The sequence below is a fragment of the Microbacterium sp. UBA1612 genome (genome assembly GCF_002321605.1).
Lineage (GTDB): Bacteria > Actinomycetota > Actinomycetes > Actinomycetales > Microbacteriaceae > Microbacterium > Microbacterium luteum.
This window is the reverse complement of record NZ_DCMW01000006.1, coordinates 87,322-101,726: the sequence shown is the minus strand read 5'-3', so window position 1 is coordinate 101,726 and position 14,405 is coordinate 87,322. Positions and strand designations below refer to the sequence as shown.

The 14,405-nt window shown below is 69.5% G+C and carries 12 protein-coding genes; 2 read left to right on the top strand and 10 right to left on the bottom strand.

Annotated features, from left to right (window positions below; translation table 11 throughout):
• Window position 1: 1 nt before the first annotated feature.
• The 10 genes from B3S45_RS03650 to B3S45_RS03600 form a co-directional block, all read right to left on the bottom strand.
• On the bottom strand, window positions 2-901 hold the full coding sequence (locus B3S45_RS03650) for an ABC transporter permease (protein WP_286717452.1): 900 nt from the start codon (window positions 899-901) through the stop codon (window positions 2-4).
• Window positions 898-1,728 (bottom strand): ABC transporter permease, encoded by an 831-nt coding sequence (locus B3S45_RS03645; protein ID WP_286717450.1) that lies wholly within the window; start codon window positions 1,726-1,728, stop codon window positions 898-900. The genes B3S45_RS03650 and B3S45_RS03645 overlap by 4 nt, the downstream gene beginning before the upstream one ends.
• On the bottom strand, window positions 1,718-2,536 hold the full coding sequence (locus B3S45_RS03640) for an ABC transporter ATP-binding protein (RefSeq protein ID WP_414683069.1): 819 nt from the start codon (window positions 2,534-2,536) through the stop codon (window positions 1,718-1,720). The genes B3S45_RS03645 and B3S45_RS03640 overlap by 11 nt, the downstream gene beginning before the upstream one ends.
• Before the next feature lie 20 nt (window positions 2,537-2,556).
• Window positions 2,557-3,633 carry an ABC transporter substrate-binding protein gene (locus B3S45_RS03635; RefSeq protein WP_286717448.1) on the bottom strand — a complete coding sequence of 359 codons (1,077 nt, stop codon included), beginning with the start codon at window positions 3,631-3,633 and terminating at the stop codon, window positions 2,557-2,559.
• Window positions 3,634-3,788: 155 nt separating this feature from the next.
• Window positions 3,789-5,165: an amidohydrolase family protein gene (locus tag B3S45_RS03630; protein WP_286717447.1), complete on the bottom strand. Its 1,377-nt coding sequence runs from the start codon at window positions 5,163-5,165 to the stop codon at window positions 3,789-3,791.
• A 166-nt stretch (window positions 5,166-5,331) separates the two neighbouring features.
• Complete coding sequence (locus B3S45_RS03625; protein WP_286717446.1) at window positions 5,332-6,642, bottom strand: Zn-dependent hydrolase; 1,311 nt, start codon at window positions 6,640-6,642, stop codon at window positions 5,332-5,334.
• Complete coding sequence (locus B3S45_RS03620) at window positions 6,639-7,856, bottom strand: pyridoxal-phosphate-dependent aminotransferase family protein (protein ID WP_194384270.1); 1,218 nt, start codon at window positions 7,854-7,856, stop codon at window positions 6,639-6,641. Before B3S45_RS03620 ends, B3S45_RS03625 begins: the two co-directional genes overlap by 4 nt.
• Before the next feature lie 53 nt (window positions 7,857-7,909).
• Window positions 7,910-10,312, bottom strand: a complete 2,403-nt coding sequence (locus tag B3S45_RS14640; RefSeq protein ID WP_336510681.1) for an amidase family protein — start codon at window positions 10,310-10,312, stop codon at window positions 7,910-7,912.
• A gap of 4 nt (window positions 10,313-10,316) precedes the next feature.
• Window positions 10,317-11,693, bottom strand: a complete 1,377-nt coding sequence (allB, locus tag B3S45_RS03605) for an allantoinase AllB (RefSeq protein ID WP_286717443.1) — start codon at window positions 11,691-11,693, stop codon at window positions 10,317-10,319.
• Between the two features lie 84 nt (window positions 11,694-11,777).
• A complete protein-coding gene (locus tag B3S45_RS03600) occupies window positions 11,778-13,304 on the bottom strand; it encodes an NCS1 family nucleobase:cation symporter-1 (RefSeq protein WP_194384268.1) in 1,527 nt (508 codons plus the stop codon).
• Between the two features lie 187 nt (window positions 13,305-13,491).
• Here B3S45_RS03600 and uraD point away from each other — a divergent pair, with 187 nt between their 5' ends.
• Together uraD and uraH are read left to right on the top strand one after the other, a co-directional pair.
• Window positions 13,492-13,998 (top strand): 2-oxo-4-hydroxy-4-carboxy-5-ureidoimidazoline decarboxylase, encoded by a 507-nt coding sequence (gene uraD, locus B3S45_RS03595; protein ID WP_071044280.1) that lies wholly within the window; start codon window positions 13,492-13,494, stop codon window positions 13,996-13,998.
• A 17-nt stretch (window positions 13,999-14,015) separates the two neighbouring features.
• The gene (uraH, locus tag B3S45_RS03590) at window positions 14,016-14,366 is read left to right on the top strand and encodes a hydroxyisourate hydrolase (RefSeq protein WP_194384266.1); all 351 of its coding nucleotides are present in this window, start codon (window positions 14,016-14,018) and stop codon (window positions 14,364-14,366) included.
• The last annotated feature ends 39 nt before the right edge of the window (window positions 14,367-14,405 follow it).

Here is a 14,405-nt window from a genome sequence, read left to right as displayed (position 1 = left end):
GTCAAACGCCCTTCTGGGGATGCATGCCCATGCGGGCCAGCACGACGTCCTCGACGATCTGGACGACGTTGTAGAGGATGAGGGACACCGCGGTGATCGCGACGACCGAGGTCCACAAGGCGCTGAACTGCGCCTGCGGGACGTAGCCGGCGATCGATCCGCCGATGCCGCCGCCGACGGCGAGCCACTCGGCCAGAAGCGCACCCGTGATGGCGCCGGGCACCGAGATGCGCACGGCCGCGAAGAACGCCGGCAGGGAGGTGGGCATGGCGACCTTCTGCAGTTTCGTCCACGCGCCGCCGCCGTAGACGTCGACGAGGTCGTTCATCTGCGGCGAGGCCGAGCGGAGGCCGAAGGAGATGTTCACCAGCGCGGGGAAGAGCACGACGATGCCGCCGATGACCGCGAGGGTCCAGAAGTCGCGACCGAAGATCAGGATGATGACCGGCGCCATCGCCACGAGCGGCACCGAGCGCAGCAGCATCGCGACCGGCATCAGGGCGTGCTCGATTCCCTTGTTGAGCTGGAACACGGTGGCACCGAGCGTCGCGACCACGAGCCCTGAGATGAACCCGATCGCCGCGTCGCCCAGCGTGACCATGAGGTTGCCGAAGATCATCTCGCGGTTGGCTTCGGCGGCGGGCACCTCGAAGAGGTAGTTCCACACGTCGATCGGGCCCTTGGCGATCAGCGGCGAGATCTGGAAGATCGACAGCACGCCGACCCAGATCACCAGCACGGCGACGATCGTTCCGACGAAGGTGGCGACGCCCCACAGGAAGGCCTTCAGCGCTCCGGTGGCCGCCTGCTTTCGCATCGCGCTCTGGAGCTGCTCGGATGTGTCCTGCTGCCCGGCGGGTTCGGGCGGCGAAGCGACGGGCGGACTCGTGACGGAGGTCATGACGCACTTCCCTTCGACCAGGGCGCGACGACGCGCGCGGCGATGCCGACGATGCCGAAACCGGCGAGCGAGACGGCGCCGGAGGCGAGGGCGAGCGCCCACACGAGCGGCGCATCCGATGCCTGCTGAGCGAGGACCATCGCCAGGCCGACACCGACCTCGATCTTTCCGAAGAACTCCCCGAGCACCGCGCCCAGGAAGGCGGCGGGAACGGCGATCTTCAGCGCGTTGAGGATGGCCGGCAGCGCCGCGATCAGACGCACCTTGAACAGCTGCGTGAACTTCGAGCCTCCGTAGACGGTGATGAGGTCAAGGCTCGTCTTGTCGGCCGACTTCAGACCGAGGAGCGCTCCGACGACGGTCGTGAAGAAGCACGACAGTGCGGCGAGGAGGATCGCCGTACCTGAGGGCTCACCGACAGCGGGCGGCGGGATCAGCACGACCGCGAGCATTCCGATCGCGACGATCGGCACGCAGTACGTGAGGATGGCGACCTGCATCGCCACGCCCTCCAGGCGCGGCACGATGAGCACGATCCCTGACATCAGCAGGGCGAGACCGTTGCCCCACAGGTAGCCGATACCCGCTTCGGCGAGGGTCACCGTGAAGTTGCGGGCGAAGAAGTCCCATCCGGAGGCGATGTAGGCGCCGATCACCTCGGGCGGGCTCGGAATCGGATGCGCCCCGGTCGAGCTCACCCAGACGGCCGAGATGATCCACCAGAAGGCGATGAGCCCGACGCCGCCGATCGTGCCGATGAGCCACGGCGGCAGGCGCACATCCTCCCACTCGATCGTGCGGGACCTCGAGGGGGCCTCAGTGGTCATCGGCCGCCGCGCCTCCCTCGCCGAACAGCAGCTCGGAAGCCTGGTCGACGTAGGAGTGGAACTCGGGACTGCGCATCATCTCCGGAAGGCGCGGACGAGGCAGGTCGATGGTCATGACCTCCTTCACGCGACCCGGACGCGGGCTCATGACCGCGACCTGGTCGGAGAGGAAGATGGCCTCGGAGATGCCGTGGGTCACCAGCAGCGTGGTGGCAGGTTTCTCGGTCCAGATGCGCAGCAGTTCGAGGTTGAGCTTCTGACGGGTCATGTCGTCGAGGGCGCCGAAGGGCTCGTCGAACAGCAGCACCTCGGGGCGCATGATCAGCGAACGGGCGATCGACACGCGCTGACGCATGCCGCCGGAAAGCTGCGCGGGCTTGGCCTTCTCGAAGCCCTTGAGCCCCACCAGCGAGATCATCTCGTCGACGTACGCCTTGTCGACCGACTGCCCGGCGATCTCGAAGGGGAGGCGGATGTTCGACAGCACGCTGCGCCAGGGCAGCAGCGCCGAGTCCTGGAAGGCGATGCCGAGCTTGTTCTCCTTGCGCAGCTCCTTCGGGCTCTTGCCGTCGACGCGGGTGGTGCCGCTGGTCGGCTGCTCGAGCCCGGCGAGGATGCGCAGGATGGTGGACTTGCCGCATCCCGACGGCCCGAGCAGTGACAGGAACGTGCCCTGATCGGTGTGGAGGTTGGCGTCCTGGAGGGCCACCACCTGCTTGCGGCCGCTCGAGAAGACTTTGTTCAGGTCGGTGATCTGCAGGCCGGTGCCCAGGGTCGTCCCCTGGGCACCGGTCTGGGCGACGGGAATCGTCACAGTGGAACTCTCAATCAGCCCTGGAAGTCGACCAGGTCGGGGTTCTCTTCGTAGACCTCTGCGAGCAGCGACAGGTCGAAGAGGTCTGCTGCGGTCAGCTCGATGCCGGCGCCGGCGAGGCTCTCGATGGTGGCCGCCTGCAGGTCGTCACTGATGGTGAACAGACCGTTCTCGAGGGTCTCGTCGGTGATCATGAGCTCAACCTGTGCGAAGGAGCCCTCCTCCGACAGTGCCGGGTCCAGGCCGAGGTCGGAACCGTACTCCTCGTAGGCCAGACGCGCACCCTCGGCGGGGTCGTTGACGAGATCGGTCCAGCCCTGGATCTCGGCCTTCAGGAAGGCCTTCACGGTGGCGGGGTTGTTGGCGATCATGTCGTCGGTCGTCACGAGCGTCTCGGCGACGAAGGGCAGCCCGTTGTCCGCGAACGGCAGGTTCGTGGTCTCGTACTCCGAGCCGACGATCAGGGCCTCATTGGTGAGGTAGGCCATGAAGCCGTCGACCTCGCCGTTGGTCAGCGGCGCGGGGTCGTACTGCACCGGCACGATCTCGAGGTCGTCGGCGCTCATGCCGTTGGCAGAGAGGAAGGCGTTGAACAGACCCATGTTGGAGTCCTGCACGCCGATCTTCTTGCCGGCCAGGTCGTCGACGGTGGCGATGTCTCCGCCGTCGGCAAGCGACAAGATCGTGAAGGGGTTCTTCTGGTAGGTCGTGCCGATGATCTTCAGCGGCGCGCCCTCGGAGGCGACGACCGCGCCGATGGAGACGGCGTCACTCATGCCGAAGTCTGCGGTGCCCGAGATGAGCTCGGCGGCGCTCGTCGACGGGCCGGGCACCAGGGTGACCGAGTCGAAGCCGGCGTCGGTGTAGTAGCCCTTGCTGTCGGCGAAGAACTCGCCGGCGAACTCCTCGTTCTTGATCCAGCTGAGCTGCACCGTGATGTCGGTGATCATCTCTTCGGATGCCGCGTCGTCGGTGTCGGCGGCGGGCTCGGAGTCGGACGACCCACCGCAGGCGGTGAGCGCGAGCGCCGAGACGGCGATGCCGGCCAGCGCCGCGGAGATGCGGCCCCGTCGGGAAGAAAGGAAGGTCATGTGAGATGTCCTCTGATGCGGTGGTGCCTCGGGTAAGGGAGCGCGATCCGGGATGCATCCCGAGTCACGTGCTGAGGACGCTACGGGATGTAGATTTCACGAACACTTGCCGGGGTGTTTCGACCTCGTTACACCCGGCGATATCCGCGGCGGTGTCAGTGCGGGTGCCCGAGTCGTGCGGCGATCTGCGGGAGCTGGGCGTGAACACGCACGCTCGCCTCGGCCGACAGCGGGTTCGTCGACAGGCCGTGCTGCGAGACCAGGCGACCGCCGACGTAGACGCGGGTGAGGTTGCGCAGGCTCATCGACAGCACGTACGAGCGCACCGGATGCCACAGGGGTCCCACGTCCGGACGCCGCGGGTCGACGACGACGAAGTCGGCGAACTTGCCGACCTCGAGGCTTCCGACACGATCGGCAACGCCCATGATCTCCGCCCCTCCCAGCGTGTGCAGGCGCAGCAGCGTCTCCGGCATCATCGACCGGGGATCCTTCGTGCGCGCGCGCTGCATCGCCATCCCCATGCGCATGTTCTGCCACGGATCCGACACGTCGGTGCACGCCTGGTCGTCGAGGCCCATGCCGACCTTCATCCCCATCTCGAGCATCTCGGGCACCAGCGCCACACCGGAGGCGAGACGCCCGTTCGAGGCGGGCTGCCACGACATCGACGCACCGCCTGCTGCCGTCTCCGCGATGATCTCGGGGGTGGTCTGGATGAAGTGGCCGAACATCATGTCGGGACCGAGCGCTCCCGCGTCGCGGTACATCGCGAACTTCGACTGCTGCAGGGGAACCGCTTCGGGCGACTCCAGGAAGTGCGCCTGGTTCGTCACGCCGAGTCGGCGCATCGCCTCGACCTCGATCGCGGCGGCATCCTCGCGGGGCGACCACTGCACCTGGCCCATGATCGAGGCACCCAGAGCGTAGTCCGCGTCAAGCGACCGCGTGTGGGCGACGCTCTGCGCGAAGCGGTCGTGGATCTCCTCGTCGGTGCCGACGGTGGCGTCCATGCCGATCGAGTCGACGAAGCGGATGCCGGCGTCGAGGCAGGCATCCGCCTGTCGCGTGTGATATTCCAGTTCGCGCATGGGAGCATCGCCGACGCGCTTGCCGTCGACCATCCGCTCCCATGACTGCAGCGGATCGGTGAAGTTGTAGGCGGTCGTCACGCCGTTTCCGAGGAAGTCCAGGGCGCCGTGCAGCGTGGACCAGTAGATGTCATCGGCGCTCGCTCCGGAGGTCATCCCAAGCATCGAGTCGCACCAGCCGTACAGCGTTTCACCGACGCCCAGCCCGCGCAGCCCGCTGGTGAAGAGATGGCTGTGCGAGGACACAAAGCCGGGCGCGACGAAGCTGCGCCCGACGTCGAGGGTCTCGTCGGCGGTGGTGCCGGCGGGCGGCTCCCCCTCTCCGACCGCGGCGATGCGATCGTCGTCGACGAGCATCCACCCGCCGTCGACGTATCCAGCATCGTCGGTGCCGGTGGGCACAGTGATCAGTCGGGCGTTCGTGATGAGCAGGGTGGTCATGGGGATCCCGTCTGTGGGTCGACTGAAGCTGTGGAGCATGTCCCCATTTCTGCTCTCTCAGGGGCCGAGACCAGCAGAAATGGGGACATGGGCGGGTTGGTGGGAGGTGGGAGGTGGGAGGGGAGGTGGGAGGGGTGGTGGGGGTGAGCTGGTGGGGGTGAGGCGGTCAGGAGGCGCGGGCGTGGGAGAGGTGCAGCACGGCTTCGGCGAGGGCGCGGATGCCGTGGGCGACGTCGCCGGTCGAGACGGACTCGGCCGGATGGTGGCTGATGCCGTCGGGGTTGCGCAGGAACAGCATGCCGATGTCGGTGATGCCGCCCATGGCCATGCCGTCGTGGCCGGCCCGGCTGAAGATGGTCGCGGGATCCTGAGCCGTCGACGTGGTCGCACCGATGCCCTCGCGGATGACGTCCTGGAGGAGCGGTGCGCACGACACGGCGGCCGCGGAGTGGATCTCGCGGGCGCGCCAGCGCAGCCCTCGGCGCCCCATGATCTCGTCGAGCTCACCGGACAGGGTGTGCCACACGCGATCGCGCTCACCGTCGAACTCTCCGCGCAGGTCGAGGGAGAACTGCACCTCGCCCGGTACGACGTTCACGCCGCCGGGGAAGGCCTCGAAGCGGCCGACCGTGCCGATGATGTGGTGCTCGGCGCGGCAGAGCCGCTCGACGGCGAGGGCACCTTCGCTCGCCCCGAGGAGCGCGTCGCGGCGCATGTCGTAGGGGGTTCCGCCGGCGTGCCGGGCCTCCCCTTCGACCGTGAGCAGAAAGCGGCGCGCACTGGCGATCGAGGAGACGACGGCGAGCGACTCGCCTCGACGGTCGAGCTCGGGGCCCTGTTCGATATGCGCTTCGAGGTATCCGACGAGCTCGTCGGGACGGCGGGCCGCCTCGCCGATGCGGCCCGGGTCGAGCCCGAACTCCAGGAACGCCTGACGAAGCGTCGTGCCGTCGGCGTCGGTGAGGCCCCACCATTCGTCGCGCCAGACGCCTCCCACCGCGGAGGATCCGAGCAGGGCCGTGCCGAACCGGGTTCCCTCCTCGTCCCAGAAGGCGATGATCTCCAGCGCGAAGCCGAGAGCCGACCGCCACTGCTCGTCGGTGCGCACACGCAGCAGGCGCACGACCTCCAGGGCCATGAGCACGCCGAGCATGCCGTCGAAGCGACCAGCGTCCGGAACGGTGTCGAGGTGCGACCCGAGCAGGAGCGCCGGTTCGTCGCCGGTCGTCATGCCGCGCGGGTCGGATCCGAGCCGGCCGACCTGGTTGCCGGCGGCATCCTGGCGGGTGGTCATGCCGATCTCGCGCATCCACTCCGCGACGAGACGGTTCACGCGGGCGTGCTCGGGCGACAGATACACGCGCTCGAGGCCGCCCTCCATCGAGGTCTCGCGGGCCAGCTCGTCGCAGCGCGCCATCACGCGTCGAGCGGATGCGGCGATCGCGTCGGGGGAGATGTCGAGGAGAGCCGCCGTCACCGCAGCACCTCGGCTGCCGCGTCGACGCCGCCGCCGACCGGCACGCGCGCACCGAAGCGGCGCAGCACGTGCTCGAGCGCGACGAGCGTGGTGAAAACGGCGTCGGGGCGAGCGTTGTAGCCCATGGTGCCGATGCGCCACACCCGCCCGTGCAGCGGGCCGAATGACGTTCCGATCTCGATGCCGAAGTCCTCCAGCATCGCCTGTCGCGCGGCGTCGCCGGCCACGCCCTCCGGGATCTCCACGGCGACGACATTCGTCATCTTGTGCGCGACGTCGCCGAACACGGTCAGGCCGAGCCCCCGAACCCCGGCGAGCATCGCGTCGCCGATGCGGCGGTGCCGCGCGATGACGGCATCCCGCCCCTCGAGCAGCAGCACCCGCGCGCACTCTCGGGCGCCGTAGAGCATGGAGGTCGCCTCGGTGTGATGGTTCAGCCGCCTCGGGCCCCAGTAGTCGAGGATCATGCCGAGATCGAAGTAGTTCGACCGCACGAAGTCGTCCGCGCTCGCGTCGCCCTCCTCGCGGATGCCGGCCTCGACCCGCTTGCGGGAGCGCACGACCTCGACGGCCCGGTCGCTCAGCGTCAGCGGCGCCGAACCCGACGGCCCGCCCAGGCACTTCTGCAGGCCCGCGGTCGCGGCATCCAGACCCCACGCATCCGCTTCGAAGTCGTTGCCGCCGAGCGACGCCGTCGCGTCGGTGTAGAACAGCACGCCGTGCCGTCGGCAGATCTCGCCGATCTCATCGAGGGGCTGGCACATGGTGGTGGAGGTGTCCCCCTGCACGAGCGCGAGCAGCATCGGCTTCACCCGCAGCACCGCCTCTTCGATCGCGGATGGGGTGAACACCTGACCCCACTCGACCTCGATGGTGTGCACCTCGGCCATCGCGCGCTCGGCGATCTCTGCCAGCAGGTGCCCGAAGCGTCCGAACACCGGCACGAGCACCTTCTCCCCCGGGCGAACAAGGGACGTGATCGCCGCTTCGATGCCGGCGCGCGAGGTGCCGTCGACGAGCACGGTGGCGTCGTTGGTCGTGGCGAAGACGTCGCGGTAGAGCGCCTGCGTCTCGGTCATCGTCGAGGTCATGAAGGGGTCGTATTGCCCGACCAGCGGCGCCGACATCGCGCGCAGCACGCTCGGGTAGGCCGAGATGGGCCCGGGGCCCATGAGAAGTCGGGCGGGCGGGTCGATGGGGGCGGGGATGCTCATGGTGTCTCTGATCGATGTCGTTCGGGGTTCGGATGCGGTGGTCGGGATGCCGGTCACACCGTGCGGGTGACCGTGGCGGCCAGGCGCTGCGCCAGCCGCACGAGGGCGAGGTCGGTGCCGGCGGGCGCGACCAGGCACACACCCACCGGTGCGGGTCCGTCGGGTGTGGCCACCGTCAGCAGCGGCACGGAGATCGAGGGGAGCCCCGCCACGGCGGCGGGGGTGGTCATGCGCAGGCTCGCCAAGCGGGTCGCGTCGACGTCGGCCGGCTCCGCGGTGCGCGACGGCGCCGGACCGGGCGCGGTCGGCAGGAGGAGAACTCCGCCCGCGACGATGCTCGCCAGGCCTCGGGCGATCGCCGTGACCTTCTCGCGCGCCTCGCGCTCCTCGGCCGACGTCACCTGCGACGCGGCGCGGAAGCGCTCGGCGACGGCGGGTCCGACGGCGCCCGGGTGCTCACGCAGCCAGTCGCCGTTGTTGCGCCAGGCCTCCGCACCCTGCACGGTGCGGAAGGGCACGGCGTAGTCGTCGAGGTCGCCGATCGACACGCTGTCGACCTCGGGCGGTTCGTCAGCGGCCGCGAGGAGGGTGAGCATCCGCTCGAACACCGCGCGCGTCTCGGGTTCGACCACGGCCAGCGCCTCCCGCGGCACGAGGAAGCGCCACGGCAGGTCTTCGGCCGACGGACCGTAGACGCTCTCGGTCGACTCCGATCCGTCGTAGCTGAGGCACCAGTCCGCGACGCGGCGCAGCGTATCGCCGTCCCGGGTGAGCCACGCCACGGTATCGAAGGACTGCGCGAGCGGCAGCATCCCCTGGCGCGGCACGAAGTCGTGCGTCGTTCGCAGCCCCCACAGCCCTTGATACGAGGCGGGGACGCGGACGGACCCGGCGGTGTCGGTCGCGAGGCCGATGTCGGCGTGGCCGAGCGAGACAGCCGCGGCGGGACCGCTCGACGAGCCGCCGGGCAGCGCCCACGGCGCGGCGGGGTTCGGCGGGGTTCCGTAGTGCACGTTGTCACCGGCGATCGAGTACGCGAACTCGTCGGTGCGCGCGATGCCCCGGAGCGAAGCGCCGCCGCGCAGCAGGTCGCCGACCGCCGGCGCCGTGCGGGTCTCGGGCCGGGCGCCGTCGAGGAACGTCGGGTTTCCGGCTCCGACGCGGTAGCCCTTGATCGCGAAGACGTCCTTGACGGCGACCGTGAGACCGGAGAGCGGACCATCCCACGCGCCCTGGTAGAGCGGGTCGCCCACGGTGCGCCAGACCGAACCGTCGAACGCGCCGCCGACGGCGTCGAATCCGGTCGTGGTGGCGTGGGCCGCGGCCACCGCAGCCGGGCCGTCGAAGTCGGCTTCGCGAATGCGCGCGTGCACGCCGCAGACGATGTCGACCACCTGGGAGATGTCGAAGTCGACCGCCGCCGAGAGATAGGCGTAGGCGAGGTGCTCATCCATGCCGTATCGGGCATGGAGCAGCGACAGCGAGGCGCGCACGCATCGCCGCATGGCTTCGCCGAGGTCTTCGTGCATGCCGGTGGGGACGAGATACTCGCGGGTCTTGACCAGCGGACCGGCGAGCTCGCCGAAGCGCTCCCGAGCCTCGGCGGCGGGCACGACGTCGAACCTCAGCGTCGCCCGCAGCGACGCCTCCAGCGCGGTCAGCGCGACCTCGCCGTCGCCCTGCGCGAAGTGCGGGTCGCCGACGTAGGCGAGCGCACCGGCGACCTGAACGGGCAGGTAGAGCGTGGCGCCGACGGTGAGGAGCTTGATGTCGATGTTGCCGCCATGGCTTCCCGGCGGCACCGAATGCGGATGCCGGTCGCCGGCGACCGCCACCCCCATCGTGCCGAGGAACGGCGCCAGCGGGAACTCCACCTCGCGCTCGACGTCGGCGGTGGCGCCGAGGGTGTCGCGCAGCGGCAACGCTCCGAACAGCCGGCCGGCCCGCTCGTGGACCGGCGTGAACACACTCACGTTGGACTCACCGCGCGGCAACTCGCCCACCAGTGCGCCCTTGCCGTGACGGTTCGAGATGACGCCGTAGGGAACGCGCGGGTCCAGGCGCTCGACGGTGATCGCGAGCAGGTCGCCGACGGCGGCACCCTCCACATGGATGGGGCCGGTCACCACGTGCGGGCCGTCGCGCTCGGGGTCCCGCATCCCGTCGGCGGCGATCGCCGCCGCGTCCTCGAGCACGGCGTCGGCCGAGACACCGTGGCGGGCGAAGAAGGCGTGCGGGTCCTTGCCCTGATCCTCGAGGATTCCCTCGTGGCTCACGGTGTCGATCGTGACGGTCTCGCCGGCACCGATGCGCAGCACGGCCGCATCCGTCTCACAGGGAAGCCGCCCCCATGACACGGTGTCCAGTCGCGCGGGCAGGTAGTGGTCGCCGGGGATCTCGCCCCGCCCCGGCTGCAGGATCTCGAACGACGCGATCATGCCCTCATCCAAACGCATGACGTCAGGCTCCGTCACCGTCGCGCGACAGCAGGCGGCCGCACGGGTTGCCCCGCCACTGCGGCGCCTCGCCCGCTCCGCCCTCGGTCACGTCGAACACCGATCGCCCGTGCAGCCACGTGCGGCGGGTGCGGCCGGTGAGGTCGCGCCCGTCGTATGCCGAGATCGGATTGCGATGCAGCAGCCGCCGCGCGTCGACATGCAGCGGATCGTCGGCCCCGAAGACGGTGAGGTTGGCGGCCGCGCCGATCTCGATGCGTCCGGCATCGACGCCCGCGATCGCGGCCGGGCCGGTGGTGAACAGCGGCACGATCGTCTCCAGCGCGATGCCGCGCTGGTGCGCCTCGGTCCACACCGCGGACATCCCGACCTGCAGGCCGGCGATCCCGCCCCACGCGAGCCCGAAGTCGCCGTCGCCGTCGCGCTTGCGCTCGACCGTCGACGGCGAGTGGTCGCTGACGATGCCGTCGATGGTGCCGTCGAGCACTCCCTCCCACAGCAGATCGCGATTCGCCGCCTCGCGGATGGGCGGGCAGCACTTGAATTCGCCGGCACCGTCGGCGATCTCCTCGGCGATCAGCGTGAGGTAGTGCGGACACGTCTCGACCGTGAGGGGGAGCCCCTCCGCCTTCGCCTGACGGATGACCGGCAGCGCGTGCGCGTCGCTCAGGTGCAGGATGTGGGCGCGGGCCCCGGTGCGTCGCATCGCGTCGATCACGGTGGTGATCGCCGCTGCCTCGCTCGCCGGTGGGCGCGAGCGCAGGAAGCCGTCGTAGTCGCGCCCGAGCGGCCCGTCGGGGCCAAGGAACGTCGGATCCTCGGCGTGCACGATCAACCGCGATCCGATCGCGGCGATCTCGGTCATCGCCTCTTCCATCTGCGTGGTGCTGAGGTGCCCGAACTCGTCGACTCCCGAGGGTGCGAGGAAGCACTTGAACCCGTAGACGCCGGCGTCGTGCAGCGGCGCGAGGATGCCCAGGTTCTCGGGAACCGCTCCGCCCCAGAAGCCCACATCGATGAAAGCGGATGCGGCGGCCGCTTCGCGCTTGATCTCCAGCGCCTCGGGCGTGGTCGTGGGCGGAACGGAATTCAGCGGCATGTCGACGATCGTCGTGATGCCGCCCGCGGCGGCCGCGAGGGTGGCCGAGCGGAATCCCTCCCACTCGGTGCGTCCCGGCTCGTTCACGTGCACGTGCGAGTCCACCAGGCCCGGCAGCAGCACGGCATCGTCGGGCACGAGCACACGCCATTCGGTGTCGACCCGCTCGCGTGCCCCCAGGATGTCGACGATGCAGCCGCCGTCGAGCACGACGGTCGCGGGCTGGAAGGATCCGTCGACGAAGGCTCGCCGAGCCCGGATCGCGGTGCGCACGGGTTTCACGCGGCCGACGTTACGCGGGACGCGTTTCCGCAGTGTTACCCGCATGAACATTTCGTGTGCCGGCGCCGCACACCGGCGAACGCGCTATCCGGCTGCCGATTCCGGAACGGCCGACGCGCGGGCGGATGCCGGCGTCCCGCGGTGATTCCACATCACAGCGACATACAGCGCCGCCCCGAGAAGGGCACCGATGACCCACGCGAAACCGCTCAGCGCGCCGACCGCGGGAACCCACACCGCTGCGACGGAGAAGACCGCCGCCACGGCCACGGCGATCACCGCCCGGACGTTCCACCCGCGCTGATAGTGATACCGCGCAGCGGGGTCCATCGAGAAGAGGTCGGCGATCTTCAGGGCGCGTCGCTGCACGATGTAGTAGTCCGCGACGAGCACCCCGTAGAGCGGGGCGAGGACGGCGCCGAGGGTGTCGACGAAGACGGGGAGGTTGTCGCCGATCGTCACCACCCAGAGGGCGCCGATGATGAAGCCGAACAGGGCGGTGAGGTAGCCGCCGGTCTTGAAGCTGATGCGCTGCGGAGCGAGGTTCGACAGGTCGTACGCCGGCGGGATGAAGTTCGCGACGAGGTTGATGCCGACCGTCGCGAGCAGGAACGTGATCGCGGCGACGATGGTGAGGAAGACGTTGCCGACCTGTCCGACGATGTCGGCGGGGTTCGTGAGCGGCTCGCCCTGACCGTCTTGGAAGACGATGTAGGCGCCGGCGGTGATGAACAGCGCGAGGAAGGTGAAGAAGGTCAGGCTCACCGGCAGGCCGAGGAAGTTGCCGCGCTTCATCGCCTTCTCGCTCTTGGCGAACCGCGAGAAGTCGCCGAAGTTGATGATCACTGCAGAGAAATACGCGATCATCGTGCCGATCACCCCGACGAAGGCCGCGACGGCGGCCCATCCTTCGACCTCGGAGCTGTTGAAGATCTGGCCCACGGCGGGGATGAGGTCGTCACCCGCCTGGATCCAGATGGCGACGAGCAGCACGACCATGACGACGTAGACCGCGGGTCCTGCGAAGTTGAGGAACCGTTCGATCCACGCGATGCCGCGCGTGAAGAGCAGGATCTGGAGACCGGCGACGATCGCGTACGAGACCCAGTCGATCGCATCCATGCCGAGCACCGCGGGCAACTCGGGGTCGCCGAAGATCGCGTCGAGCGCGAGGGAGACTGCCGTGGAGGCGAAGTAGGTCTGCGCGCCGAACCAGAAGATCGCCACGATGCCGCGGATCAGAGCGGGGAACTGCGCGCCGCGAACCCCCATGCTCGACCGCGCCATGACGGCGTAGGGGATGCCGTACTTCACGCTGGGCTTGCCGGTCAGGTTGACCAGCCAGTTCACGAACAGGCCGGCCAGGACGATCGCGGCGAACACCCACCACCCGCTGATCCCGGCCGTCACGAACAGGCCCGCGGCGAGGGTGTAGCCCGCGAGGGACTGCACGTCGTTGGTCCACACGTTGAAGATCTCGAAGGCCGTCCACCGCCGCTTCTCGCGCGGCAACGGCGCGAGATCGTCGTTGTAGAGCGAGGGATGCGGGTGCGCACCGGCATCGGTGTCGAACGGCTCGGACTCGTGCGGACCTGCGGCGGTGCTCGTCATGTCGTTCTCCCTCGATGCGGTGAAGCAGGTCGCCCGCGATGGTGCGGACGGTGCGACCGGCGATGGAAAGGCGCTTCCGATCCGCCGAGGTTATTGCGCGGGGAGAGGGGGTGGGTTGCGCGGGTGTAAATCCTGTGACGACACCGCCGTCACGGCCGGGAAACCTGGTCGGTGTAACGTGCGGCGGGTGCACCTCAGCGACTTCAACGACCTCGACGACGCCACCGCCCGCGATCTCGTGCGGGTGTGGGCAGCTGTCCCGAGCTGGGTCGACGGCGTCGTCTCCGCGCGGCCGTACGCCTCCATCGACACCCTGACGACGCACGCCGCCGATCTGGCGAAGGGTTGGGGCCGCGCCGAGCTCGAGCAGGCGCTGTCCCAGCACCCGCGCATCGGTGAGAAGCCGGAGGGGGCGAACGCCGAGGCGGCCGCATCCCGTCGCGAGCAGTCGACGATGACCGACGCGGATCCCGCCGTGGCGGCGGCGATCGCAACCGGCAACGCGGAGTACGAGGCCCGCTTCGACCGGGTCTTCCTCGTGCGCGCCGCCGGTCGCACGCCCGAGCAGATCCTGCGAGAGCTGCAGCGCCGACTCGGGAACGACGACGACACCGAAGTGCGCGAGGCGTGCGAGCAGCTGGCCGAGATCGCTCTGCTGCGCCTGCGCGGCGCGGTCGGACACAAGCCCATCTGAACGGCAGGATCATCCCCATGAGCACGCACCTGACCACGCACGTCCTCGACGCTTCGCGCGGCGCCCCGGCCCGAGAGGTGAGCATCGCCCTCGCCCGCCTGCACGACACCGGCGAGGTCTCGCACCTGGCCGACGGTCTGACGAACGACGACGGTCGCCTCGCTCTCGGGCCGGAGCTGCTCGATCCCGGCACCTACCTGCTGACCTTCGCGACCGGCGCCTACTTCGCGGCGCAGCAGGTGGAGACCTTCTACCCGCTCGTGACGGTCAGCTTCAGCGTCGCGCCCGCCGCCCACGACGAGACGCCCCACCTGCACGTGCCGCTGCTGCTCAGCCCATTCGCCTACTCCACCTACCGCGGCAGCTGAGCCGAGTACAAAGGCCGGCCGCGAGCGTCGCCAACACAG

Excerpts from the sequence above, each read along its gene's own strand:
- B3S45_RS03600 (WP_194384268.1), bottom strand. The coding sequence starts at position 13,304 with ATGACGAGCACCGCCGCAGGTCCGCACGAGTCCGAGCCGTTCGACACC.
- B3S45_RS03630 (WP_286717447.1), bottom strand. The coding sequence starts at position 5,165 with ATGACCACCCTGCTCATCACGAACGCCCGACTGATCACTGTGCCCACC.
- B3S45_RS03650 (WP_286717452.1), bottom strand. The coding sequence starts at position 901 with ATGACCTCCGTCACGAGTCCGCCCGTCGCTTCGCCGCCCGAACCCGCC.
- B3S45_RS03635 (WP_286717448.1), bottom strand. The coding sequence starts at position 3,633 with ATGACCTTCCTTTCTTCCCGACGGGGCCGCATCTCCGCGGCGCTGGCC.
- B3S45_RS03645 (WP_286717450.1), bottom strand. The coding sequence starts at position 1,728 with ATGACCACTGAGGCCCCCTCGAGGTCCCGCACGATCGAGTGGGAGGAT.
- B3S45_RS03620 (WP_194384270.1), bottom strand. The coding sequence starts at position 7,856 with ATGAGCATCCCCGCCCCCATCGACCCGCCCGCCCGACTTCTCATGGGC.
- uraH (WP_194384266.1), top strand. The coding sequence starts at position 14,016 with ATGAGCACGCACCTGACCACGCACGTCCTCGACGCTTCGCGCGGCGCC.
- B3S45_RS14640 (WP_336510681.1), bottom strand. The coding sequence starts at position 10,312 with ATGCGTTTGGATGAGGGCATGATCGCGTCGTTCGAGATCCTGCAGCCG.